Consider the following 24,242-nt stretch of genomic DNA (forward strand, 5'->3'; position numbering starts at 1 on the left):
AGGGAGGGGGCGAACCGTGCGGGTACTCGGCGTGGATCCCGGGCTGACCCGGTGCGGCATCGGCGTCGTCGAGGGCGTCGCCGGCCGCCCCTTGACGATGCTCGGCGTCGGAGTCGTGCGCACCCCGTCCGACGCGGAGCTCGGACACCGGCTGGTGGCCATCGAGCGCGGCATCGAGGAGTGGCTCGACGAGCACCGGCCCGAGTACGTCGCCGTCGAGCGGGTGTTCGCCCAGCACAACGTCCGTACGGTGATGGGCACGGCCCAGGCCAGCGCGGTCGCCATGCTCTGCGCGTCCCGCCGCGGCATCCCGGTGGCCCTGCACACGCCCAGCGAGGTCAAGGCCGCCATCACCGGCAGCGGCCGCGCGGACAAGGCCCAGATCGGGGCCATGGTCACCCGGCTCCTGCGGCTGGACGCCCCGCCGAAACCGGCCGACGCCGCCGACGCCCTCGCCCTCGCCATCTGCCACATCTGGCGCGCCCCGGCGGTCAACCGCCTCCAGCAGGCGCACGCGGCAGCGGCCGCGGCCCGCACCCCGCGCATTCCGCGCACCGCAGCAGCTCCCGTCCGGAAGGTCCCCCGATGATCGCCTTCGTCAGCGGCCCCGTGGCCGCTCTCGCCCCGACCACAGCCGTGATCGAGGTCGGCGGCATCGGCATGGCCGTCCAGTGCGCGCCGAACACCCTCGCCGGTCTCCGTATCGGCAAGGAGGCCAAGCTCGCCACCTCCCTCGTCGTACGGGAGGACTCCCTCACGCTCTACGGCTTCACCGACGACGACGAGCGGCAGACCTTCGAGCTGCTCCAGACCGCGAGCGGGGTCGGACCCAGGCTCGCCCAGGCCATGCTCGCCACGCACAGCCCGGACGCCCTGCGCATCGCCGTGTCCACCGGGGACGAGAAGGCGCTCACCGCGGTCTCCGGCATCGGCAAGAAGGGCGCGCAGAAGCTCCTGCTCGAACTCAAGGACAGACTCGGCGAGCCGGTCGGCGCCCACATCGGCCAGCAGGGCATCGGCACCGCGGTCTCCTCCTCCTGGCGGGACCAGCTGCAGGCCGCCCTGATCGGCCTCGGCTACGCGACCCGCGAGGCGGACGAGGCGGTGTCCGCCGTGGCCCCGCAGGCGGAGGCGGCCCTCGCGCAGGGCGCGCAGCCGCCCGTACCGCAGCTGCTGCGCGCCGCCCTGCAGACCCTCAACCGCGCGCGCTGAGCAAGCCGGGAGGGCACCCTTCTCCACCCCGGGCCGGGCACCGCACGGCCCGGCACCGAAACACCCTAGGCGGGACTGACGAGATGAACTGGGACGAGACCCGACCCGACACCGACGAGCTGCTCGACGAGCGCCTCGTCGACGCCGGCGCGGACGGCGAGGACACCGCCGTCGAGGCGGCACTGCGCCCCAAGGACCTCGACGAGTTCGTCGGCCAGGAGACGGTGCGCGAACAGCTCGACCTGGTCCTCAAGGCGGCCCTCGCCCGTGGCGCCACCGCCGACCACGTGCTGCTCTCCGGCGCCCCGGGCCTGGGCAAGACCACCCTCTCCATGATCATCGCCGCCGAGATGAACGCGCCGATCCGGATCACGTCCGGCCCCGCCATCCAGCACGCCGGCGATCTGGCCGCGATCCTGTCCTCGCTCCAGGAGGGCGAGGTCCTCTTCCTCGACGAGATCCACCGGATGTCCCGGCCCGCCGAGGAAATGCTCTACATGGCGATGGAGGACTTCCGGGTCGACGTGATCGTCGGCAAGGGGCCGGGCGCCACCGCCATCCCGCTGGAGCTGCCGCCCTTCACCCTGGTCGGAGCCACCACCAGGGCAGGGCTCCTGCCGCCCCCGCTGCGCGACCGCTTCGGCTTCACCGGACACATGGAGTTCTACACCCCCGTCGAACTGGAAAGGGTGATTCACCGCTCCGCCCGGCTCCTCGACGTCGCGATAGACGTGGAGGGCGCCGCGGAGATCGCCGGCCGCTCCCGTGGCACGCCCCGTATCGCCAACCGGCTGCTGCGCCGCGTCCGGGACTACGCCCAGGTCAAGGCCGACGGCAGGATCGACCGGGACATCGCAGCGGCGGCCCTCAAGGTGTACGAGGTCGACGCCCGCGGTCTCGACCGGCTGGACCGGGCGGTGCTCGGCGCCCTGATGAAACTCTTCGGCGGCGGTCCGGTCGGCCTGTCAACCCTCGCGGTCGCCGTGGGTGAGGAACGCGAGACGGTCGAGGAGGTCGCCGAGCCCTTCCTGGTGCGGGAGGGCCTGCTGGCCAGGACGCCGCGCGGGCGGGTCGCCACACCGGCTGCCTGGGCCCACCTCGGGCTGGTTGCGCCGCAGCAAGGCGGAAAGGGACAACAGGGCCTGTTCGGGGCGTGATGCATCACAGGTTGGCCTGCAGAGGAACCCGGGTGCCATGCTGGGCGTTGTTCCATCGATGCGGACTCGCTTAGACTCCGCCGATGCCGCCCTTACAGGTCGGTGTACCCACCCCCGTAGACCAGGCCGCCTTCCAGTGCGGTCGTGCGAAGGAAACTCGTCCCGTGAATCCCGTGACTCTCCTCCCCTTCATCGTGCTCATCGGGGCCATGTTCCTGATGACGCGGTCCGCCAAGAAGAAGCAGGCGGCGGCTGCGAACATGCGCAATGAAATGCAGCCCGGTACCGGCGTCCGGACGATCGGGGGCATGTACGCCACCGTCAAGGAGCTTCACGACGACTCGGTCCTCCTTGAGATCGCTCCCGGCGTCCATGCCGTCTATGCCAAGAACTCCATCGGTGCCGTCCTCGACGACGCGGAGTACAACCGCATCGTCCACGGTGACGAGGAGGAGCTCGACGTCGACGGCGCTGTCGTGCCCGACGACGCCTCCTCGCTGACCGAGCTCGACGACGCCGACGCCGACGACGCCAAGATCGATCTGGGCAAGAAGGCCGAGGCGGACGACTCCGAGGCGGACGACTCCGAGCCGGCCGACACCCAGGCCGACAAGAAGTCCGACGGCAAGACCGACGGCGAGGCCGACGCGAAGTAGCACACGCCCCGGGGACGCCGTGAGCCCACAGGCATCCGGCTGTCCCCGGGACCGTGCGGTCTTCTGCGAGGGCGGGTCCCCACTACACTTCGTGGCCGCTTGGGCGCGTACCCGGCGCGGGGCGGTTGGACAGGGAGAAACGAGAAGGTGGCAGCACCGAAGAAGGGCCGAGGTTCGGCCGGTGGTCAGGACAGGCCGGGCCGTGCCCTGGCTCTGATCCTCATTGCCATGGTCGCGCTGACCGGCGGGATGTTCCTCGCCGATCAGCCGACGCCGCGACTCGGCATCGACCTGGCGGGTGGCACGTCCATCACGCTGGAGGCGAAGGCCGAGCCCGGCCAGGAGTCGGCGGTCAACAAGACCAACATGGACACGGCGGTCCAGATCATGGAACGCCGCGTCAACGGTCTTGGCGTCTCCGAGGCAGAGGTTCAGACCCAGGGCAAGAGCAACATCATCGTCAACATCCCCAAAGGCACGAACTCCGCCCAGGCCCGGGAGCAGGTCGGTACGACCGCCAAGCTCTACTTCCGGCCGGTGCTGACCGTAGCCCAGGGAACGCCCACCCCGGCACCCAGCGCCTCGTCCTCCGACAAGGCCAGCCCGGCGGCGACGCCGAGCTCCTCCGCCACCGACAAGGCGACGAGCCCGTCCGACAAGCCGAGCCCGAGCGCCACCACCCAGGGCCGCGCGGTCACCGGCGCCCTGAAGGCCGACTCCACGCCCACCCCGAAGGCGAGCGGCACCCCCACGGCGTCCGCCGAGGAGCAGGCGGCGGCCGCCAAGCTGCAGAAGCGGTTCGAGGCGCTCGACTGCTCCACCAAGGCCGGCCGTTCCCAGGCAGCCCAGGGCTCCAAGGCCACCGACACGGTGATCGCGTGTGAGCAGGACGGCAGCGCCAAGTACGTGCTCGGCCCGGCCGAGGTCGACGGCACGGACGTGAAGACCGCGAAGGCGGCCATCAACCAGAACAACGGTCAGTGGATCGTTCAGATGGGCTTCACCGACGGCGGCGCCAAGAAGTTCCAGAAGATCACGGGCACGCTCGCCCAGCAGCAGTCCCCGCAGAACCAGTTCGCCATCGCGCTCGACAACGAAGTGGTCTCGGCGCCCTCCGTGCGCGAGGCGCTCAGCGCCGACGCGGAGATCTCCGGCAGCTTCACCCAGCAGTCCGCCGAGGACCTGGCCAACGTGCTCTCCTACGGCGCGCTGCCGCTCTCCTTCAAGGAGCAGAGCGTCACCACCGTCACTGCCGCACTCGGCGGGGAGCAGCTGAAGGCGGGCCTGATCGCCGGTGCCATCGGCCTGGCCCTGGTCGTCATCTATCTGGTGGCCTACTACCGCGGGCTGGCGTTCATCGCGCTCCTCAGCCTCCTGGTCTCCGGCATCCTGACCTACACGATCATGTCGCTGCTCGGCCCGGCCATCGGATTCGCGCTGAACCTGCCCGCTGTGTGTGGCGCCATCGTGGCGATCGGAATCACCGCGGACTCGTTCATCGTGTACTTCGAACGCATCCGTGACGAGATCCGCGAGGGCCGTACGCTCCGTCCCGCCGTCTCACGGGCCTGGCCCCGCGCCCGCCGCACCATCCTGGTCTCCGACTTCGTGTCGTTCCTGGCCGCGGCGGTGCTGTTCGTCGTCACTGTCGGAAAGGTCCAGGGCTTCGCGTTCACGCTGGGTCTCACCACTCTGCTCGACGTGGTCGTGGTGTTCCTCTTCACCAAGCCCGTCATGACGCTGCTGGCCCGCAAGAAGTTCTTCGCGAGCGGTCACCCGTGGTCCGGGCTGGACCCGAAGCGGCTCGGCGCCAAGCCGCCGCTGCGTCGTTCGCGCCGTGTCAACGCCCCCACCGACCCGAAGGAGGCGTGAGATGTCGCGACTCGGCAATCTCGGCGCCCGTCTCTACCGCGGCGAGGTCGGCTACGACTTCATCGGCAACCGCAAGATCTGGTACGGCATCTCGATCCTGATCACCATCACGGCCATCGTCGGCCTGGCGGTCAGCGGCCTGAACATGGGCATCGAGTTCAAGGGCGGCGCCGTCTTCACCACCCCCAAGACGAGCGTCTCCGTCGCCAAGGCGGAGGAACTGGCGGCGACGTCCTCGGGTCACCAGGCCATCGTCCAGAAGCTGGGCAACGGCGGACTGCGCATCCAGATCACCGAGGTCGACACCTCGAAGTCGGACGCGATCAAGAGCGACCTCGCCAAGAGCCTCAACGTCTCCGAGGAGAAGATCGCCGCCGACCTGGTCGGCCCCAGCTGGGGTGAGCAGATCGCCAACAAGGCCTGGACCGGCCTCGGCGTCTTCATGGTCCTCGTGGTGATCTACCTGGCCATCGCCTTCGAATGGCGCATGGCCATCGCGGCCCTGGTCGCGCTGATCCACGACATCACCATCACGGTCGGTGTCTACGCCTTGGTCGGCTTCGAGGTCACCCCGGGCACCGTGATCGGTCTGCTGACGATTCTCGGTTACTCCCTCTACGACACGGTCGTCGTCTTCGACAGCCTCAAGGAGGGCACGAAGGGGATCACCAAGCAGACCCGGTGGACGTACAGCGAGATCGCCAACCGCTCCATCAACAGCACGCTGGTCCGCTCGATCAACACCACGATCGTCGCCCTGCTGCCGGTCGCCGGCCTGCTGTTCATCGGTGGCGGTGTCCTCGGCGCGGGCATGCTGAACGACATTTCCCTGGCACTCTTCGTCGGCCTCGCCGCCGGTGCGTACTCCTCGATCTTCATCGCCACTCCGCTCGTCGCCGACCTCAAGGAACGCGACCCGCAGATCAAGGCCCTGAAGAAGCGGATTCTCGCCAAGCGCGCGGCAGCGGCCGCCAAGGGCGAGCTCTCCGAGGCGGAGGAGGCGGAGCAGGGCCTCCCCGCTGCCGCTGACGCCGCCGCTGACGTCGCACCCGCCGCAGCGGTCGTCGGCCAGCGCCAGGAGCCCCCCAGGGGCCACGGCCGGACCCCGGGGAAGCGTCGATGACCAGCAGCACCACAGCGAGCACGAGGGACCTCCTGCTCAGCCGGATCCGTGACGTGGCGGACTACCCGAAGCCGGGGGTGATGTTCAAGGACATCACCCCGCTGCTCGCGGACCCGGTGGCCTTCACCGCTCTCACCGACGCCCTGGCGGAACTGTGCGTACGGCACGGCGCCACGAAGATCGTCGGCCTGGAGGCCCGCGGTTTCATCCTGGCCGCACCGGTCGCGGTCCGGGCCGGGCTCGGCTTCGTCCCCGTCCGCAAGGCCGGAAAGCTGCCGGGCGCCACGCTCAGCCAGTCCTACGAGCTGGAGTACGGCACCGCGGAGATCGAGATCCACGCCGAGGACCTGTCCGCCGACGACCGGATCATGGTCATCGACGACGTCCTGGCCACCGGCGGCACCGCCGGTGCCTCGCTGGAACTCATCCGGCGGGCCGGGGCCCGGGTCGCCGGCGTCGCCGTCCTCATGGAACTGGGATTCCTGGCCGGCCGGGCCCGCCTGGAGGAGAGCCTGCGGGGCGCTCCGCTGGAGGCCCTGATCACGGTCTGAGCGCCGGCGGACCGCACGCGGCGCCGCATCACAGGCACGGAAGCGGGCCCCCGGGAACAACCGGGGGCCCGCTTCGCGTTGTGTGTGCTCTCACGGTCCCCGGGGGAGGAGCGGCCGCAGGGTCGTTACGATGGCCTTTCCGGGTGTCCGGATCCGCACGAGGAGCGCTCTTGCCAGACGAGGCCCAGCCAGTCGCCGCCCCGCAGCCCGACAAGCCCGCGGCGGCCCCAGCCACGCCCGCGAAGCAGCAGCCCGCGGAGAAGCCGAAGCCTCCGGCGCCGGAGCCCGGCGCGGGCCCGGCCCCCGCCGAGGCCAACGGGCCCGCGCCCGTTTCCCCCGCCCAGCCGGCCCAACCCGCCTCGCCGCCCCCGACGGCACCGAAGCCCCCGGCGAAGCCCGCCGCGTCGGCGCCCGCGCCCGCAGGCCCGGTGGCCCGTACCGGCGGTGGCTCCTCCAACCGGGTGCGGGCCAGGCTGGCCCGCCTCGGCGTCCAGCGCTCCAGCCCGTACAACCCGGTCCTCGAACCGCTGCTGCGTACCGTCCGCAGCAACGACGCCAAGATCGAGACCGCCACGCTGCGCCAGATCGAGCGCGCTTACCAGGTCGCGGAACGCTGGCACCGCGGTCAGAAGCGCAAGAGCGGCGACCCTTACATCACCCACCCGCTCGCCGTGACCACGATCCTGGCCGAGCTGGGTATGGATCCGGCCACTCTGATGGCGGGGCTGCTGCACGACACGGTCGAGGACACCGAGTACGGCCTGGACACCCTGCGCCGCGACTTCGGCGACCAGGTCGCCCTGCTGGTCGACGGCGTGACCAAGCTGGACAAGGTCAAGTTCGGTGAGGCGGCGCAGGCCGAGACCGTGCGCAAGATGGTCGTCGCGATGGCCAAGGACCCCAGGGTGCTGGTCATCAAGCTCGCCGACCGGCTGCACAACATGCGCACCATGCGCTACCTCAAGCGGGAGAAGCAGGAGAAGAAGGCGCGCGAGACGCTGGAGATCTACGCCCCGCTCGCCCACCGCCTGGGCATGAACACCATCAAGTGGGAGCTGGAGGACCTCGCCTTCGCGATCCTCTACCCGAAGATGTACGACGAGATCGTCCGCCTCGTCGCCGAGCGGGCGCCCAAGCGCGACGAATACCTCGCCATAGTGACCGACGAGGTCCAGTCCGACCTGCGCGCCGCCCGGATCAAGGCCACCGTCACCGGCCGGCCGAAGCACTACTACAGCGTCTACCAGAAGATGATCGTGCGGGGCCGGGACTTCGCCGAGATCTACGACCTGGTGGGCATCCGTGTCCTCGTCGACACGGTCCGCGACTGCTACGCGGCGCTCGGCACCGTCCATGCGCGGTGGAATCCGGTCCCCGGCCGGTTCAAGGACTACATCGCGATGCCCAAGTTCAACATGTACCAGTCGCTGCACACCACGGTGATCGGTCCCAGCGGCAAGCCCGTCGAGCTGCAGATCCGTACGTTCGACATGCACCGCCGTGCCGAGTACGGCATCGCCGCGCACTGGAAGTACAAGCAGGAGGCCGTCGCGGGCGCCTCCAAGGTGCGCACCGACGTCCCCAAGAACACCGGCCGCGGCCAGGACACCGTCAACGACATGGCGTGGCTGCGCCAGCTCCTGGACTGGCAGAAGGAGACCGAGGACCCCAGCGAGTTCCTGGAGTCCCTGCGTTTCGACCTCTCGCGCAACGAGGTCTTCGTCTTCACGCCGAAGGGCGACGTGATAGCGCTCCCGGCAGGGGCGACACCGGTCGACTTCGCGTACGCCGTCCATACGGAGGTCGGCCACCGGACCATAGGAGCCCGGGTCAACGGGCGGCTCGTACCGCTCGAATCCACGCTCGACAACGGCGATCTGGTGGAGGTCTTCACCTCCAAGGCGGCCGGTGCCGGACCCTCCCGTGACTGGCTCGGGTTCGTCAAGTCGCCGCGGGCACGCAACAAGATCCGCGCCTGGTTCTCCAAGGAGCGCCGCGACGAGGCGATCGAGCAGGGCAAGGACGCCATCGCGCGGGCCATGCGCAAGCAGAACCTGCCGATCCAACGGATCCTGACCGGCGACTCACTGGTCACCCTCGCCCACGAGATGCGCTACCCCGACATCTCGTCCCTGTACGCCGCGATCGGCGAGGGACATGTCGCGGCGGCCGGCGTCGTGCAGAAACTGGTCCAGGCGCTCGGCGGCCAGGACGAGGCCAACGAGGACCTCGCGGAGAGCTCGCCGCCCTCGCACGGCCGCAACAAGCGCCGTGCGAACGCCGACCCCGGCGTCGTCGTCAAGGGCGTCGAGGACGTCTGGGTCAAGCTGGCCCGCTGCTGTACGCCCGTTCCCGGCGACCCGATCATCGGGTTCGTCACCCGGGGCAGCGGAGTCTCCGTCCACCGTGCGGACTGCGCCAACGTCGACTCGCTCTCGCAGGAGCCGGAGCGGATCCTTGAGGTCGAATGGGCACCCACCCAGTCCTCCGTCTTCCTCGTCGCCATCCAGGTCGAGGCGCTGGACCGGTCCAGGCTGCTCTCGGACGTCACACGGATCCTGTCCGACCAGCACGTGAACATCCTGTCCGCGGCCGTGCAGACCTCCCGCGACCGGGTGGCCACCTCGCGGTTCACCTTCGAGATGGGTGACCCGAAGCACCTCGGCCACGTCCTGAAGGCCGTACGCGGCGTCGAGGGCGTCTACGACGTCTACCGGGTGACCTCGGCCCGGCGGCCCTGACCCCGGCCGTCCGACCGGCCCTGCGGCCCCTCGCGCGACCACGCGGGTGGCCGCAGGGCCCGGGGCCGGCCCCGGGCACCACGTGAAGGGCCCCCTCCGCGACCGGCGGAGGGGGCCCTTCACGACGGATCGGGCGTCTCAGCCGCCGAACTCCTCCAGGCCCTTCAGAGCCTGGTCCAGGAGCGCCTGCCGCCCCTCGAGCTCGCGGGCGAGCTTGTCCGCACGGGCGTTGTTGCCCGAGGTGCGAGCCGTGTCGATCTGGGTACGCAGCTTGTCCACGGCAGACTGGAGCTGTCCGGTCAGACCCGCGGCACGGGCACGTGCCTCCGGGTTGGTCCGGCGCCACTCCGACTCCTCGGCCTCCTGGAGCGCCCGCTCCACCGTGTGCATCCGCGCCTCGATCTTCGGGCGGGCGTCACGCGGCACATGGCCGATGGCCTCCCAGCGCTCGTTGATGGCCCGGAACGCCGCCCTGGAGGCCTTCAGGTCCTTCACGGGCACCAGCTTCTCGGCCTCGGCCGCGAGCTCCTCCTTGAGCTTGAGGTTCTCGCCCTGCTCCGCGTCCCGCTCGGCGAACACCTCGCCGCGCGCGGCGAAGAAGACGTCCTGGGCGCCGCGGAAACGGTTCCACAGATCGTCCTCGGCCTCGCGCTGGGCGCGGCCCGCGGCCTTCCACTCGGTCATCAGGTCGCGGTAGCGGGCAGCCGTCGTGCCCCAGTCCGAGGAGCGGGACAGCGACTCGGCCTCGACGACCAGCTTCTCCTTGGCCTTGCGGGCCTCCTCGCGCTGGGCGTCCAGCGAGGCGAAGTGGGCCTTGCGGCGCTTGGAGAACGCCGAACGCGCGTGGGAGAAGCGGTGCCACAGCTCGTCGTCCGACTTGCGGTCGAGCCGCGGCAGTCCCTTCCACGTGTCGACGAGCGCACGGAGCCGCTCGCCCGCGGAACGCCACTGCTCGCTCTGCGCCAGTTCCTCGGCCTCGACGACCAGCGCCTCCTTGGCGAGCTTCGCCTCGTCGGTCTGCTTCGCCTTCTGGGCCTTGCGCTCCTCGCGCCGCGAGTCGACCGTCGCCACCAGGGCGTCCAGCCGCTTGCGCAGCGCGTCGAGGTCGCCGACGGCATGGTGCTCGTCGACCTGCGCACGCAGATGCTCGATGGCGGTCGTCGCGTCCTTCGCGGACAGGTCGGTGGTCTTCACCCGCCGCTCAAGGAGGCCGATCTCGACCACAATGCCCTCGTACTTGCGCTCGAAGTAGGCCAGGGCCTCCGCCGGAGAACCGGCCTGCCACGATCCGACGACCTGCTCGCCGTCGGCTGTACGCACGTACACGGTGCCCGTCTCATCGACACGGCCCCACGGGTCGCTGCTCACAGCGCCTCCTCCACCTGATGCCCGCGAGAGGGTTCACCCCCCTGGCATCGTCCACAGTTTCCTTGGGCGGGCAGCGCCCGCCCTGCACAACGCCAATCTAGGCGACGGGCCACCCGGCTGTCCGCACTCCGCGCGGCCGAAATTATCCGGCCCCGCGCAGGGTGCCTGTCGTGCGGATCACGCCGGGCCCGCCGGGCTCACGCCTTGTCGACGGCCGCCTTCGAGATGTTCACGGCCTTCTTCGGCGCACCGTCGGCGGCGCCGCCGGTGACACCCGCCTTGCCGATGGCCTCGACGGCCTTCAGCGAAGCCTGGTCCATCGTGCCGAACGGCGTGTAGGTGGGCGGCAGTTTGCTGTCCTTGTAGACGAGGAAGAACTGGCTGCCGCCGGTGTGCGCCTGGCCCGTGTTGGCCATCGCCACCGTGCCGGCCGGGTAGGTCACCGTGCCGTCCTTGCCCGCTTTGCCCAGCGCGGTCAGGTTCTCGTCCGGGATCGTGTACCCCGGACCGCCGGTGCCGTCGCCCTTGGGGTCGCCGCACTGGAGGACGAAAATACCCTGCGTGGTCAGCCGGTGACACTTCGTGCCGTCGAAGAAGCCCTTGTCGGCGAGTGACTTGAAGGAGTTCGCCGTGTGCGGGGTCTTCGCCGCGTCCATCGTGAACGCGATGTCACCCTGGCTCGTCTTGAGCGAAAGGGTGTACTTCGCCTTCTTGTCGATCTTCATCGCCGGCTCGGGCGCACTCTTCTCGCTCGCCGTCGGAGACGCCGACGCCGACGCCGACGGGCTCGCGCTCGCGGCCGCGTCGGTCTTGTCCTTCTTGCCGTCGTCGCCGGTGGCGAGGTACGTGACGCCGCCTATGACGGCGACCACGGCCACCGCGGAGGCGATGATGACCGTCAGCCGCCGGGTCCGGTGGCGAGCCTCCTCCCGGCGCTGCTGCTGCCGCTCGAACTTCTCCCTGGCGAGCTGCCGCCGCCGCTGATCGCTGCTGACCACCGGGTGATCTCCTTGTACGTCGTGTGATCGGGCCTGAGTTGCCCCGTACCGTATATGGGTTAGCTGTGGAATGAGGAGCGCCGGTAGGCTCTGAACTGCTGCGACCTCGTAGCCGCAACCCCTCGTCGGACGACCATTAAGGACGATCGTGCTCATTGCCGGGTTCCCCGCCGGGGCCTGGGGGACCAACTGTTACCTGGTCGCCCCCGCCGCGGGTGAGGAGTGCGTGATCATCGACCCGGGCCACCAGGCCGCCTCCGGGGTCGAGGAAACGCTGAGGAAGCATCGGCTGAAGCCCGTCGCCGTCGTGCTCACCCACGGCCACATCGACCACGTCGCCTCGGTCGTCCCGGTGTGCGGCGCGCATGACGTCCCTGCCTGGATCCACCCCGAGGACCGTTACATGATGAGCGATCCGGAGAAGGCCCTCGGCCGCTCCATCGGGATGCCGCTCATGGGCGAGCTGACGGTGGGGGAGCCGGACGACGTCAAGGAGCTGACCGACGGCAAGCGGCTGACACTGGCCGGTCTGGAGTTCGGTGTCTCGCACGCGCCTGGCCATACCAAGGGGTCGGTGACGTTCAGGATGCCCGAGGCAGCGGAGGTTCCGCAGGTCCTCTTCTCGGGCGACCTGCTCTTCGCCGGCTCCGTCGGACGCACCGACCTGCCCGGCGGCGACCACGCCGAGCTGCTCGAGTCGCTGGCCCGTGTGTGCCTGCCGCTCGACGACTCGACCGTGGTGCTGTCCGGCCACGGCCCCCAGACGACCATCGGCCGCGAGCGCGCCACCAATCCGTATCTGCACGGTATGGACGCGCCCCGACGAGGAATGTGACGAGAGCGAAATCGTGAGCACCTTCAAGGCCCCCAAGGGCACGTACGACCTGACCCCGCCCGACTCCGCGAAGTACCTCGCGGTGCGTGAGGCGATCTCCGCACCGCTGAAGAACTCCGGCTACGGCTACATCGAGACCCCCGGCTTCGAGGACGTGGCCCTCTTCTCCCGGGGCGTCGGTGAGTCCACCGACATCGTGAGCAAGGAGATGTACACCCTCACGACCAAGGGCGGCGACCAGCTGGCGCTGCGCCCCGAGGGCACCGCGTCCGTGCTGCGCGCCGCCCTGGAGGCCAACCTCCACAAGCTCGGCAACCTGCCGGTGAAGCTCTGGTACTCCGGCTCGTACTACCGCTACGAGCGTCCGCAGAAGGGCCGTTACCGCCACTTCTCGCAGGTCGGGGCCGAGGCCATCGGCGCCGAGGACCCGGCGCTGGACGCCGAATTGATCATCCTGGCCGACCAGGCGTACCGCACCCTGGGCCTGCGTGAGTTCCGCATCCTGCTGAACTCGCTGGGCGACAAGGAGTGCCGGCCCGTCTACCGCGACGCGCTCCAGGGTTTCCTGCGCGAGCTCGACCTGGACGAGGAGACCCGCCGCCGCATCGAGATCAACCCGCTCCGGGTCCTCGACGACAAGCGCCCCGAGGTCCAGAAGCAGCTGACCGGCGCCCCGGTACTGCGCGACTACCTCTGCGACGCCTGCAAGGCGTACCACGAGGAGGTCCGCGACCTGCTCAACGCGGCGGGCGTGGTGTACGAGGACGACGAGAAGCTCGTCCGCGGGCTCGACTACTACACGCGCACCACCTTCGAGTTCGTCCACGACGGACTGGGCTCGCAGTCGGCGGTGGGCGGCGGCGGCCGGTACGACGGCCTCTCCGAGATGATCGGCGGCCCGGCGCTCCCGTCGGTGGGCTGGGCGCTCGGCGTGGACCGCACCGTGCTCGCCCTGGAGGCGGAGGGCATCGAGCTCGAACTGCCCTCCACCACCAGTGTCTTCGCCGTACCGCTCGGCGAGGAGGCGCGGCGGAAGCTGTTCGCCGTCGTCACGCAGCTGCGCCGCGAGGGCGTGGCCGCGGACTTCGCGTTCGGGGGGCGCGGGCTCAAGGGCGCGATGAAGAGCGCCAACCGGTCGGGCGCGCGGTTCACCGTCGTGGCCGGCGAGCGCGACCTGGCCGAGGGCGTCGTGCAGCTCAAGGACATGGAGTCCGGCGAGCAGACGGCTGTCGCCCTGGCCGAGGTGACCGAGACGATCCGGACGCGCCTCGCGTAGTTTCCCCTCCCCGGTCGCGGGCGGGCGGTGCTCCCGCCGCCCGCGACCGGACGGAGTCCGCGGCCCCGGCCCGCTCCGCCGCGGGCGCCCGAACCGTCAACCCGGCGGGCGCGGATTCATCCTGCCGGACGATTCCGGCCGAACAGCGCCGAGGACGGCCGGCCCCCGGCCACGGGCGGGACAGCCCGGTGGAAGCCCCGCGGCCGTGTTCTTTCCGGCGCAGTCCGGCCCGCGCGCCGCGCATCTTTACGCGCCTCTTTATGTCCATCGAACGGAAGACCGGCGCAACGGTGCGGCACAATGACCGTGCCCAGCAGGCTACTCAGCGATGGAACGGCGATATGACGACTGCAGCGGTTGACCATCCCTCATCCGACCAGGACGAGGACGGCGGGAAGAGGACCATCGGCGGCAGTCGTGCGTTCGCACTGCTGCTGGTGATCACGGGCGCTGCCGGACTCCTCGCCGCGTGGGTCATCACGATCGACAAGCTCAAGCTGGCGGAGAACCCCAACTTCGTTCCGGGCTGCAGTCTCAACCCGGTGGTGGCCTGCGGCAACATCATGAAGAGCGACCAGGCGGCAGCCTTCGGCTTCCCCAACCCGATGCTCGGCCTGGCCACCTACCCCGTGATCATCGGCATCGGCCTGGCACTGCTCGCCGGAGCGCGCTTGCGCAACTGGTACTGGCTGGGGATGAACGCGGGCACGCTGTTCGGCGTCGGCTTCTGCACCTGGCTCCAGTACCAGTCGCTGTACAACATCAACTCCCTCTGCCTCTGGTGCTGCCTGGCCTGGGTCGCCACGATCCTCATGTTCTGCTACGTCACCACGCACAACATCAGGCACCGGATCATTCCCGCGCCCAACTGGCTGCGCAACGGGCTCACCGAGTTCCACTGGGTGCCCCCGGTCCTGTGGGTCGGCATCATCGGCATGCTGATCCTGACCCGCTGGTGGGACTTCTGGACCAGCTGACCGGCCCTCTCCCCGGCGCCGGGTCGCACCGGGCCCCGGCAGGGATGTCAGTGCGGTGACATAGGCTTCAAAACGTGGAGCCCGACCTCTTTACCGCAGCAGCCGAAGACCGCCAGGAGAAGGACCCGTCCAGCAGCCCCCTCGCTGTCCGGATGCGTCCGCGTACCCTCGACGAGGTCGTCGGCCAGCAGCATCTGCTCAAGCCGGGCTCGCCGCTGCGCCGCCTCGTCGGCGAGGGGAGCGGGGGGCCGGCGGGCCCCTCGTCCGTGATCCTCTGGGGACCGCCCGGCATCGGGAAGACGACCCTGGCGTACGTGGTCAGCAAGGCCACCAACAAGCGCTTCGTCGAGCTCTCCGCGATCACCGCGGGGGTCAAGGAAGTGCGGGCGGTCATCGAGAGCGCCCGCCGCGCCACCGGTGGCTACGGCAAGGAAACCGTCCTCTTCCTGGACGAGATCCACCGCTTTTCCAAGGCGCAGCAGGACTCGCTGCTCCCGGCCGTGGAGAACCGCTGGGTGACACTGATCGCGGCCACCACCGAGAATCCGTATTTCTCGATCATCTCCCCGCTGCTCTCGCGCTCACTGCTGCTGACCCTGGAGTCGCTGACCGACGACGACCTGCGTGATCTGCTGCACAGGGCCCTGACCGACGAGCGCGGACTCGGCGGCGCGGTGACGCTGCCCGAGGACGCCGAGGAGCATCTGCTGCGCATCGCGGGCGGCGACGCACGCCGTGCGCTCACGGCGCTGGAGGCGGCGGCCGGCGCGGCGATGTCCAAGGGGGACGGGGAGATCACCCTCCTGACCCTGGAGGAGACAGTCGACCGCGCTGCCGTGAAGTACGACCGGGACGGCGACCAGCACTACGACGTGGCGAGCGCGTTGATCAAGTCGATCCGCGGCTCGGACGTCGATGCCGCACTGCATTATCTGGCCCGGATGATCGAGGCGGGGGAGGACCCCCGGTTCATCGCCCGGCGGCTGATGATCTCGGCCAGCGAGGACATCGGTCTCGCCGACCCCACGACGCTGCCCATCGCGGTCGCGGCGGCCCAGGCCGTCGCGATGATCGGCTTCCCGGAGGCGGCGCTCACCCTCAGCCACGCCACGATCGCGCTGGCCCTCGCCCCCAAGTCCAACGCGGCGACGACGGCGATCTCCGCCGCCCAGGAGGATGTGCGCAAGGGACTGGCCGGCCCCGTTCCGGCCCATCTGCGCGACGGGCACTACAAGGGGGCCGCCAAGCTGGGGCACGCGCAGGGCTACGTCTATCCGCATGACGTCCCCGGCGGTATCGCCGCCCAGCAGTACGCCCCGGACGCCGTGCGCGGCAAGCGCTACTACCAGCCCACCCGGTACGGAGCCGAGGCGCGGTACGCCGACGTGGCGGACCGGGTCCGCGAGCGGCTCGGCCGCACGGACACCGACGGCGACGCGAGCCCGTCCGGCACATAGCCGGAGGCCCCGGGGCTCCGGCTCCTCAGCCCGCGGCCGCTTCGAAGAGCGTGCGCAGGGCGTGACGCAGCTCGGTCACATCACGCACCGGCTCGGGGAACTCGAAGCGCGCGTCGAAGCACCTGCCGTCCCGCTCGCACAGATGCACCCGCAGTCCGAGCCGGTCCAGCGCGAGCGGCACCACGGCCGGCCGGTGCGCCGGGCACCCGGCCGGGGCCCGCTCGCCGAGCAGCCCGCACAGCGTCCCCAGCTGCTCCCCGTGCGCCGCGTGCAGGTGCTGGAGCAGCTCCGCCTCGTGGATGACGAGTGGATCGGCGGACGCGTCCCGGAACTCCTGCGGCCCGACGCTCTGCGCACCCCACAGGTCATCGACGTACGCCTCGCCCGTCTCCAGCCGCAGCAGCATCCGGCCGGGGCCCGCCATGCCGGGTACGGTGGTGAGCCGGCCGAAGACCCGGGCCCGGCCGCGGATGCGGTGCGGTACGGAGACCGGCGCCACGTCGGTGATCTCCAGCACAGCGGTCAGCTCGTCGTCCCGAGCATGCGTCGCGGCCCGCACCGCCGGGGAATCCGCGGGGAATTCGAGGAAGAGATCCCCGTCCGGACCCACGCTGCGCGACAGGGGCATCAGCTGGTCCGGGCCCGCTGAGTCGAGGCCGGGGATGAGCAGTGCCGAGGAGCAGGTACTCTGTACGAGAGTTCGTGTGCGCTCGGCTGCTGACGGCATCCGAGTGTTTTCAAGCCCGCTGGGACGCGGCTGACCACGATCAGATCGGCCTACCGTCGTAGCAGCACTTTCCTGTGTGCTGCCGCTGTCTGTGCTGTCCGTGACGTGTGTGGTGTTCCCAGGGCGAGACATGCGATCTCCTTGAGTAAGGTGAGCCTAACCTAACCTACAACGGAGGTCTGGAGAACGTGCCTAATCAGTCGCGTCCCAAGGTCAAGAAGAGCCGCGCGCTCGGCATTGCGCTGACGCCGAAGGCCGTCAAGTACTTCGAGGCCCGCCCCTACCCGCCGGGCGAGCACGGCCGCGGCCGCAAGCAGAACTCGGACTACAAGGTCCGTCTGCTGGAGAAGCAGCGTCTGCGCGCCCAGTACGACATCAGCGAGCGCCAGATGGCGCGTGCCTACGACCGTGCCAAGAAGGCCGAGGGCAAGACCGGCGAGGCGCTCGTCGTCGAGCTGGAGCGCCGTCTCGACGCGCTGGTGCTGCGTTCGGGCATCGCCAAGACGATCTACCAGGCCCGCCAGATGGTCGTGCACGGTCACATCGAGGTCGACGGCCACAAGGTGGACAAGCCGTCCTTCCGTGTCCGTCCCGACAACATCGTGATGGTCCGCGAGCGCAGCCGCGAGAAGTACCCCTTCCAGGTTGCCCGCGAGGGTGGTTACGACACCGACGGTGAGACCCCGCGCTACCTGCAGGTGAACCTGAAGGCCCTGGCCTTCCGCCTTGACCGGGACCCGAACCGCAAGGAAATCCCCGTGATCTGCGACGAGCAGCTCGTCGTCGAGTACTACGCCCGCTGATTCAGGCGTAGTCGCTCTTCACCAGCGCTCAGGCCCGCCCCTTCCCGAAGCCGGGGAGGCGGCGGGCTTTCGCGTCTTCCCGGCCGCGGCCTGCGGGCCCGGCGTCTCCGGTGCGCCGGTGTCCGCGTCGTTCCGCCGTTGTCCGGGCCGGCCGGCCAGCGCCCTGGCCACCACCGCGTCCGCGCCCAGCACTCCGCCGGCCCGCCGCTGCGACATGTACCGCTCCTCGCCCAGCTCATGACGGGCCAATTCCGCGCACCGGGCCTGCGGCGCCCCGTAGTGCGCCGAACCGAACAGGGGCAGTCCCACCGATGGCCAGAGCTGTTCGGCGGCCCCCTGGAGCAGCGCCGCCTCGTCCGCGTCGCCCTCGACCACCGTGACGAGCGCCAGCAGCTCCAGCGAGAGCACCGTGCCGAGCAGGTCGTGGAAGGCGTGGCTGATGGACAGCGACTCCCCGAGGAGCTCCCGCGCGGGGGCCGGACGGCCCAGCTCCAGCGTGGTGAAGGCCAGGACGAACAACGCGTAACTGAGGGCCCACCGCTCCCCGTGGTCCTCGCAGATGTCCCGGACCTCCTCGCAGATCGTGGCCGCACGGTCCAGCTCCCCCCGGAACCCGACCGACATCGCCAGCTCGACCTGAGCCATCAGCACGTTGCTGTTCAGCTCCCCGAGCTCCCGGTAGCGGCCGAGCGCCTCGTGCAGCAGTTCCTGGGCGCGCGCCGTGTCGTCCGTGACGAGTGCCAGGCAGCCGGTGCGGTGCAACGCGTACGCCGAGGCCGTGGCGTCACCTGCCAGCTCCGCCTCATCCCGGCACTCGGTCAGTGCCGCGATCGCCCCCACCGGGTCTCCCTGCAGCACCGCGACATAGCCGAGCACCCACAGCGCCTTCAGCCGTGAGGAGTCGTACGGGGTCTCCTCCTCCAGCACATGATCCAGCCAGTGCCGCCCCTCCGAGAGCCGCCCGCAGCCGACCCACAGGAACCAGAGCGTGCCCGCCAGGTACTGGGCGAGATGCGCCTCGTCCGGGCACTCCAGCGAACATTCCATGGCCCGCCGCAGATTCGGCAGTTCACTCTCCACCCGGGCCGCGACCTCGCTCTGCCGCGGGCTGAACCAGTCCAGCTCGCACCAGGTCGCGAGCCCCAGGAACCAGTCGCGGTGGCGCCGGCGCAGGCGCTCCGTCTCCCCCGTGGCGGCCAGCCACTCGGCGCCGTACTCGCGCACCGTGTCCAGCAGCCGGTAGCGGGTACCGGCCGGTGAGTCCTCCCGCAGCACGATCGACTGCGACAGCAGCCCGGAGAGCACTTCGAGCACCGAGTCGGCCGGCAGATCGGAACCGCTGCAGATGTACTCGACCGCCTCCAGATCGAACTGTCCGGCGAAGACCGAGAGCCGCGACCACAGCAGCCGCTGTTCCGGAGCGCACAGTTCGTGGCTCCAGCCGATGGCCGTGCGGAGCGTCTGATGCCGGGCCAGTGCGCTGCGGCTGCCGCCGGTCAGCAGCCGGAAGCGGTCGTCGAGCCGCTCCAGCACCTGCTCGGTCGACAGTGCCCGCAGCCGCCCGGCCGCCAGCTCAAGCGCGAGCGGAATCCCGTCCAGCCGCCGGCAGAGCTCCCGGGCCGCGCCCCGGTTGTGCTCGGTCAGCCGGAACTCGGGCCGCACCGCGGCGGCCCGCTCCGCGAAGAGCCGGAGCGCGTCCTCGCCGGTCATGGTCGCGAGCGGGTAGGTGGCCTCGCCGTCGAGTTCCATCGGCAGCCGGCCGGCCGCCAGCACCCGGAGCCGAGGGGCCCGGCGCAGCAGATCCCGCACCAACTCCGCACAGGCGTCCACGAGATGTTCGAATCCGTCGACCACCAGCAGGAGCCTGCGCCCGGCGCAGTGTTCGATGAGTGTCGTGCGGGGCGGCCTGTTGGTGTGATCGGTGAGGCCCAGCGCGTCGACGAGCGCGTGCTCCAGCAGCCCCGGATCGTGGACGGCGGACAGCTCCACCAGCCAGACCCCGTCGCAGTACCGTTTCTCCAACAGAGCGGCGGCCCTGGTGGCCAGCCGGGTCTTGCCGACCCCGCCCACCCCCACGACGGTGACGAGCCGGGACTCCTCCAGGAGTCCGGCGAGGTCGGCCAACTCGTCGTCACGTCCCACGAACCTGTTCAGTTCCGCCGGGAGATTGCCCGGAAGGCCGCGCGCGAGTCCGCCGCGGGTGGTGGCCGGCGGACCCGGACCGTCGGAGGAGGGGAAGGGGCGCTGAGAGCGTCGCATGAAACACGCAGAGTACTGGGCCGAAAGCACTCCGTACAATCTTGTAGCAGGAACTCCCGCCGTGCCCAACGGTAATGCGGTACGGGGTGTGAGCCCGGCGCGATAGGCTCGGAGGCGGTGACGGGCTGCTACGAAGGCCGTCACCGAGCAAGCAGAGAACAACCCAGAGAACTGCGCAGCGAACAACGCAGCGAACAACACAGAGACAGACGACAAGCCAGAGAGAGCGGTGCACTGTGTCCGGTGGTGAGGTGGCCGGGATCCTGGTGGCCGTCTTCTGGGCGATCCTGGTTTCGTTCCTCGCCGTCGTACTGGTGAGGCTCGCCCAGACGCTCAGGGCGACCACCAGACTCGTGGCGGACGTGACCGAACAGGCCGTCCCGCTGCTCGCCGACGCCTCCGCGACCGTGCGTTCCGCGCAGACCCAGCTCGACAAGGTCGACGCGATCGCGACGGACGTCCAGGAGGTCACCTCCAACGCCTCCGCGCTCTCCACCACCGTCGCCTCGGCCTTCGGCGGCCCGCTGGTCAAGGTCGCGGCGTTCGGCTACGGCGTCCGGCAGGCCATCGGCCGCAAGGCCGCTCCCGAACCGGAGGCGCGTTCCCGGCGCTCGGTGATCGTCGGCCGGACCGTGCCGTCCGCGCGTGGCAGGAAGCGCGACGGCAGAAACTCCCGCGGATCGAAGGACTGACGCAGCGATGTTCCGCCGTACGTTCTGGTTCACCGCCGGCGCAGCCGCCGGGGTCTGGGCCACCGCCAAGGTCAACCGGAAGATCAAGCAGCTGACCCCCGAGAGCCTCGCGGCGCAGGCCGCCGACAAGGCGGTCGTGGCCGGTCACAAGCTCAAGGACTTCGCCCTCGACGTCCGCGACGGCATGGCCAGACGCGAAGCCGAACTCGGCGAGGCACTGGGCCTCGAAGCCCCGGTCGACCCCGATCTCCCCGTGCGGCGCCACTTCGCCGTCGAGGCGGCGGAGCCCGACGGGCGCAAGACGCCCGCCAGATACCGCAAGCTTCCCTACAACTCGTACAACCGGAATGAGGACCACTGATGGAGTCGGCTGAAATTCGTCGCCGCTGGCTGAGCTTCTACGAAGAGCGCGGTCACACCGTCGTCCCTTCGGCGTCGCTCATCGCGGACGACCCGACTCTGCTGCTGGTCCCGGCCGGCATGGTGCCCTTCAAGCCGTACTTCCTCGGCGAGGTCAAGCCGCCCGCCCCGCGCGTCACCAGCGTGCAGAAGTGCGTCCGTACGCCGGACATCGAAGAGGTCGGCAAGACCACCCGGCACGGCACCTTCTTCCAGATGTGCGGGAACTTCTCCTTCGGTGACTACTTCAAGGAAGGCGCCATCGAGTACGCCTGGGAGCTGCTCACCGGCTCCGTGGCGGACGGCGGCTTCGGCCTCGACCCCGAGCGTCTTTGGATCACGGTCTATCTGGACGACGACGAGGCCGAGCAGATCTGGCGCGACAAGATCGGTGTGCCGGCCGAGCGCATCCAGCGCCTGGGCAAGAAGGACAACTTCTGGTCCATGGGCGTCCCCGGACCCTGCGGCCCCTGTTCCGAGATCAACTACGACCGCGGTCCCGAGTTCGGGGCCGAGGGCGGCCCGGCCGTCAACGACGAGCGGTACGTGGAGATCTGGAACCTGGTCTTCATGCAGTACGAGCGCGGCGCCGGCGACGGCAAGGACGACTTCCCGATCCTCGGCGACCTGCCCTCCAAGAACATCGACACCGGCCTCGGCCTCGAACGCCTCGCGATGATCCTGCAGGGCGTGCAGAACATGTACGAGACCGACACCCTGCGCGTCGTCATGGACAAGGCCACCGAGCTCACCGGCGTGCCTTACGGCGGCTCCGCCGCCAACACGGCCACGGACGTCTCGCTCCGCGTGGTCGCCGACCACATCCGTACGTCCGTCATGCTCATCGGTGACGGCGTCACCCCCGGCAACGAGGGCCGCGGCTACGTGCTGCGCCGCATCATGCGCCGCGCCATCCGCAACATGCGGCTGATGGGCGCCACCGGTTCGGTCGTCACCGAGCTGGTCGACGTCGTGATCGACACGATGGGGCTGCAGTACCCCGAGCTGATCACCGACCGCAAGCGCATCGAGACCGTCGCCCTCGCCGAGGAGGCCGCCTTCCTCAAGGCCCTCAAGGGCGGCACCAACATCCTTGAGACCGCCGTCACCGAGACCAAGGCCGCCGGCGGCCGGGTCATCGCCGGCGACAAGGCGTTCCTGCTCCACGACACCTGGGGCTTCCCGATCGACCTCACCCTGGAGATGGCCGCCGAACAGGGCCTGTCCGTGGACGAGGACGGGTTCCGCCGCCTCATGCAGGAGCAGCGGGACAAGGCCAAGGCCGACGCGCGGGCCAAGAAGACCGGTCACGCCGACCTGTCCGCCTACCGCGAGGTCGCCGACAACTCCGGTGCCACCGAGTTCACCGGCTACACCACGACCGAGGGCGAGTCGACGATCGTCGGCCTCCTCGTCGACGGTGTCCCCTCGCCCGCCGCCTCCGAGGGCGACGAGGTCGAGGTCGTCCTGGACCGCACCCCGTTCTACGCCGAGGGCGGCGGCCAGCTCGCCGACACCGGGCGGATCCGCCTCGACACCGGCGCGGTGATCGAGGTCCGCGACGTCCAGAAGCCGGTTCCCGGCGTGCACGTCCACAAGGGTGTCGTCCAGGTCGGTGAGGTGACGGTCGGTGCCGCCGCCCTCGCCTCCATCGACAACTCCCGCCGCCGGGCCATCGCCCGCGCCCACAGCGCCACCCACCTCACGCACCAGGCGCTGCGAGATGCCCTGGGCCCGACGGCCGCCCAGGCCGGCTCCGAGAACTCCCCGGGCCGCTTCCGCTTCGACTTCGGTTCGCCCGCCGCCGTGCCCGGCACGGTCCTCACCGACGTCGAGCAGAAGATCAACGCCGTGCTCTCCCGCGAGCTCGACGTCCAGGCCGAGGTCATGTCCATCGACGAGGCCAAGAAGCAGGGCGCCATCGCCGAGTTCGGCGAGAAGTACGGCGAGCGGGTCCGGGTCGTCACCATCGGCGACTTCTCCAAGGAGCTGTGCGGCGGTACGCACGTCCACAACACCGCCCAGCTCGGCCTGGTCAAGCTGCTCGGTGAGTCGTCCATCGGCTCCGGTGTGCGCCGCATCGAGGCCCTCGTCGGCGTCGACGCGTACAACTTCCTCGCCAGGGAGCACACGGTCGTCGCCCAGCTCCAGGAGCTCGTCAAGGGCCGTCCCGAGGAGCTCCCGGAGAAGATCGCCGGGATGCTCGGCAAGCTGAAGGACGCCGAGAAGGAGATCGAGAAGTTCCGCGCGGAGAAGGTCCTCCAGGCCGCCGCCGGACTCGTCGACTCCGCTCAGGACGTCCGGGGCGTCGCTCTGGTCACCGGCCAGGTCCCGGACGGCACCTCGGCCGACGACCTGCGCAGGCTCGTCCTCGACGTGCGCGGACGCATCCAGGGCGGCCGGCCTGCCGTCGTGGCCCTGTTCACCACGGCCAACGGCCGCCCGCTGACCGTCATCGCCACCAACGAGGCCGCCCGCGAGCGCGGCCTCAAGGCCGGTGACCTGGTCCGCACCGCCGCCAAGACGCTCGGCGGCGGTGGCGGCGGCAAGCCGGACGTCGCCCAGGGTGGCGGCACCAACCCGGACGCCATCGGGGACGCCGTCGCCGCTGTCGAACGCCTCGTCACCGAGACGGCGTGACGCCCGGTATGACGCAGATGCGCCGCGGTCGCCGGCTGGCGATCGACGTCGGGGACGCCCGCATCGGGGTCGCCTCGTGCGACCCCGACGGGATCCTCGCCACGCCGGTGGAGACCGTGCCGGGACGCGATGTCCCGGCCGCCCACCGGCGGCTCGGCCAGATCGTCTCGGAGTACGAGCCGATCGAGGTCATCGTCGGTCTGCCCCGGTCCCTGGGCGGTGGTGAGGGCCCGGCCGCGGTCAAGGTCCGCGCCTTCGCCGATGTGTTCGCCCGCGCGGTCGCACCCATTCCGGTGCGTTTGGTGGACGAGAGGATGACCACAGTGACGGCGAGTCAGGGCCTGCGCGCATCGGGCGTGAAGTCCAAAAAAGGCCGGTCCGTCATTGACCAGGCTGCCGCTGTGGTGATCCTTCAGAACGCTCTGGAGTCCGAACGAGCTTCGGGCAATCCTCCCGGCGAGGGCGTCGAAGTGGTTGTCTGATCGCGATACGGTAACGT

The 24,242-nt window shown here is 70.1% G+C and carries 21 protein-coding genes; 17 read left to right on the plus strand and 4 right to left on the minus strand.

The genetic code is table 11. The features are described 5' to 3' along the window. Positions 1-16: 16 nt before the first annotated feature. The 8 genes from ruvC to AB0I52_RS20160 all read left to right on the plus strand — a co-directional run bounded on the left by ruvC (position 17) and on the right by AB0I52_RS20160 (position 9,312). On the plus strand, positions 17-589 hold the full coding sequence (ruvC, locus tag AB0I52_RS20125) for a crossover junction endodeoxyribonuclease RuvC (protein ID WP_363074369.1): 573 nt from the start codon (positions 17-19) through the stop codon (positions 587-589). After that, positions 586-1,212, plus strand: a complete 627-nt coding sequence (ruvA, locus tag AB0I52_RS20130; protein ID WP_362967069.1) for a Holliday junction branch migration protein RuvA — start codon at positions 586-588, stop codon at positions 1,210-1,212. The genes ruvC and ruvA overlap by 4 nt, the downstream gene beginning before the upstream one ends. Positions 1,213-1,295: 83 nt before the next feature. Then, entirely contained in the window at positions 1,296-2,369 is a 1,074-nt protein-coding gene (ruvB, locus tag AB0I52_RS20135; protein ID WP_363074372.1) for a Holliday junction branch migration DNA helicase RuvB, read from the plus strand. A 164-nt stretch (positions 2,370-2,533) separates the two neighbouring features. After that, positions 2,534-3,025 carry a preprotein translocase subunit YajC gene (gene yajC, locus AB0I52_RS20140; RefSeq protein ID WP_363074374.1) on the plus strand — a complete coding sequence of 164 codons (492 nt, stop codon included), beginning with the start codon at positions 2,534-2,536 and terminating at the stop codon, positions 3,023-3,025. Between the two features lie 147 nt (positions 3,026-3,172). Continuing rightward, the gene (gene secD, locus AB0I52_RS20145; RefSeq protein ID WP_363074376.1) at positions 3,173-4,897 is read left to right on the plus strand and encodes a protein translocase subunit SecD; all 1,725 of its coding nucleotides are present in this window, start codon (positions 3,173-3,175) and stop codon (positions 4,895-4,897) included. A gap of 1 nt (position 4,898) precedes the next feature. Beyond that, positions 4,899-6,020, plus strand: a complete 1,122-nt coding sequence (gene secF / locus AB0I52_RS20150) for a protein translocase subunit SecF (RefSeq protein WP_363074378.1) — start codon at positions 4,899-4,901, stop codon at positions 6,018-6,020. Then, on the plus strand, positions 6,017-6,571 hold the full coding sequence (locus tag AB0I52_RS20155; protein WP_362967079.1) for an adenine phosphoribosyltransferase: 555 nt from the start codon (positions 6,017-6,019) through the stop codon (positions 6,569-6,571). Before secF ends, AB0I52_RS20155 begins: the two co-directional genes overlap by 4 nt. 170 nt (positions 6,572-6,741) lie before the next feature. Beyond that, positions 6,742-9,312, plus strand: coding sequence for a bifunctional (p)ppGpp synthetase/guanosine-3',5'-bis(diphosphate) 3'-pyrophosphohydrolase (locus AB0I52_RS20160; RefSeq protein WP_363074380.1), 2,571 nt, complete (start codon positions 6,742-6,744; stop codon positions 9,310-9,312). Between the two features lie 138 nt (positions 9,313-9,450). Here AB0I52_RS20160 and AB0I52_RS20165 read toward each other — a convergent pair whose 3' ends face one another. Beyond that, complete coding sequence (locus tag AB0I52_RS20165; protein WP_363074382.1) at positions 9,451-10,680, minus strand: DUF349 domain-containing protein; 1,230 nt, start codon at positions 10,678-10,680, stop codon at positions 9,451-9,453. A 197-nt stretch (positions 10,681-10,877) separates the two neighbouring features. After that, positions 10,878-11,678 carry a peptidylprolyl isomerase gene (locus tag AB0I52_RS20170; protein WP_363074384.1) on the minus strand — a complete coding sequence of 267 codons (801 nt, stop codon included), beginning with the start codon at positions 11,676-11,678 and terminating at the stop codon, positions 10,878-10,880. A gap of 148 nt (positions 11,679-11,826) precedes the next feature. Here AB0I52_RS20170 and AB0I52_RS20175 point away from each other — a divergent pair, with 148 nt between their 5' ends. The 4 genes from AB0I52_RS20175 (at position 11,827) to AB0I52_RS20190 (ending at position 16,223) form a co-directional block, all read left to right on the plus strand. Beyond that, the gene (locus AB0I52_RS20175) at positions 11,827-12,513 is read left to right on the plus strand and encodes an MBL fold metallo-hydrolase (RefSeq protein ID WP_363074386.1); all 687 of its coding nucleotides are present in this window, start codon (positions 11,827-11,829) and stop codon (positions 12,511-12,513) included. A gap of 13 nt (positions 12,514-12,526) precedes the next feature. Next, positions 12,527-13,789 (plus strand): histidine--tRNA ligase, encoded by a 1,263-nt coding sequence (gene hisS / locus AB0I52_RS20180; protein ID WP_362964893.1) that lies wholly within the window; start codon positions 12,527-12,529, stop codon positions 13,787-13,789. A gap of 341 nt (positions 13,790-14,130) precedes the next feature. After that, positions 14,131-14,766 (plus strand): vitamin K epoxide reductase family protein, encoded by a 636-nt coding sequence (locus AB0I52_RS20185; RefSeq protein ID WP_363074388.1) that lies wholly within the window; start codon positions 14,131-14,133, stop codon positions 14,764-14,766. Between the two features lie 74 nt (positions 14,767-14,840). Then, positions 14,841-16,223: a replication-associated recombination protein A gene (locus AB0I52_RS20190; RefSeq protein WP_363074390.1), complete on the plus strand. Its 1,383-nt coding sequence runs from the start codon at positions 14,841-14,843 to the stop codon at positions 16,221-16,223. Between the two features lie 25 nt (positions 16,224-16,248). Here the strand turns inward: AB0I52_RS20190 and AB0I52_RS20195 are convergent, their stop codons facing one another. Continuing rightward, on the minus strand, positions 16,249-16,950 hold the full coding sequence (locus tag AB0I52_RS20195; protein ID WP_363074392.1) for a DUF2470 domain-containing protein: 702 nt from the start codon (positions 16,948-16,950) through the stop codon (positions 16,249-16,251). Positions 16,951-17,138: 188 nt separating this feature from the next. Between AB0I52_RS20195 and rpsD the strand changes: the two genes are divergently transcribed. Beyond that, entirely contained in the window at positions 17,139-17,753 is a 615-nt protein-coding gene (rpsD, locus tag AB0I52_RS20200) for a 30S ribosomal protein S4 (RefSeq protein ID WP_073737536.1), read from the plus strand. A gap of 18 nt (positions 17,754-17,771) precedes the next feature. On the opposite strand, the gene AB0I52_RS20205 is transcribed toward rpsD, so the two are convergent. Beyond that, positions 17,772-20,012 (minus strand): AAA family ATPase, encoded by a 2,241-nt coding sequence (locus AB0I52_RS20205; protein WP_363074394.1) that lies wholly within the window; start codon positions 20,010-20,012, stop codon positions 17,772-17,774. Positions 20,013-20,263: 251 nt separating this feature from the next. On the opposite strand from AB0I52_RS20205, the gene AB0I52_RS20210 reads away from it, so the two are divergent. Genes AB0I52_RS20210 through ruvX form a run of 4 tightly spaced genes read left to right on the plus strand, consistent with a single transcriptional unit; the run spans position 20,264 to position 24,225 of the window. Continuing rightward, positions 20,264-20,704 carry a DUF948 domain-containing protein gene (locus AB0I52_RS20210; RefSeq protein WP_363074396.1) on the plus strand — a complete coding sequence of 147 codons (441 nt, stop codon included), beginning with the start codon at positions 20,264-20,266 and terminating at the stop codon, positions 20,702-20,704. A 7-nt stretch (positions 20,705-20,711) separates the two neighbouring features. Next, entirely contained in the window at positions 20,712-21,065 is a 354-nt protein-coding gene (locus AB0I52_RS20215; protein WP_363074398.1) for a DUF6167 family protein, read from the plus strand. Further along, positions 21,065-23,743, plus strand: a complete 2,679-nt coding sequence (gene alaS / locus AB0I52_RS20220) for an alanine--tRNA ligase (RefSeq protein WP_363074400.1) — start codon at positions 21,065-21,067, stop codon at positions 23,741-23,743. The genes AB0I52_RS20215 and alaS overlap by 1 nt, the downstream gene beginning before the upstream one ends. Before the next feature lie 8 nt (positions 23,744-23,751). After that, on the plus strand, positions 23,752-24,225 hold the full coding sequence (gene ruvX / locus AB0I52_RS20225; RefSeq protein WP_362964879.1) for a Holliday junction resolvase RuvX: 474 nt from the start codon (positions 23,752-23,754) through the stop codon (positions 24,223-24,225). Positions 24,226-24,242 lie beyond the last annotated feature (17 nt).

This window comes from Streptomyces sp. NPDC050423 (genome assembly GCF_040655445.1).
GTDB lineage: Bacteria > Actinomycetota > Actinomycetes > Streptomycetales > Streptomycetaceae > Streptomyces.

Coding starts and splice junctions, on each gene's coding strand:
- ruvA (WP_362967069.1), top strand. CDS start 586: ATGATCGCCTTCGTCAGCGGCCCCGTGGCCGCTCTCGCCCCGACCACA.
- ruvB (WP_363074372.1), top strand. CDS start 1,296: ATGAACTGGGACGAGACCCGACCCGACACCGACGAGCTGCTCGACGAG.
- secF (WP_363074378.1), top strand. CDS start 4,899: ATGTCGCGACTCGGCAATCTCGGCGCCCGTCTCTACCGCGGCGAGGTC.
- AB0I52_RS20155 (WP_362967079.1), top strand. CDS start 6,017: ATGACCAGCAGCACCACAGCGAGCACGAGGGACCTCCTGCTCAGCCGG.
- AB0I52_RS20185 (WP_363074388.1), top strand. CDS start 14,131: ATGACGACTGCAGCGGTTGACCATCCCTCATCCGACCAGGACGAGGAC.
- AB0I52_RS20195 (WP_363074392.1), bottom strand. CDS start 16,950: ATGCCGTCAGCAGCCGAGCGCACACGAACTCTCGTACAGAGTACCTGC.
- AB0I52_RS20205 (WP_363074394.1), bottom strand. CDS start 20,012: ATGCGACGCTCTCAGCGCCCCTTCCCCTCCTCCGACGGTCCGGGTCCG.
- AB0I52_RS20215 (WP_363074398.1), top strand. CDS start 20,712: ATGTTCCGCCGTACGTTCTGGTTCACCGCCGGCGCAGCCGCCGGGGTC.
- alaS (WP_363074400.1), top strand. CDS start 21,065: ATGGAGTCGGCTGAAATTCGTCGCCGCTGGCTGAGCTTCTACGAAGAG.
- ruvX (WP_362964879.1), top strand. CDS start 23,752: ATGACGCAGATGCGCCGCGGTCGCCGGCTGGCGATCGACGTCGGGGAC.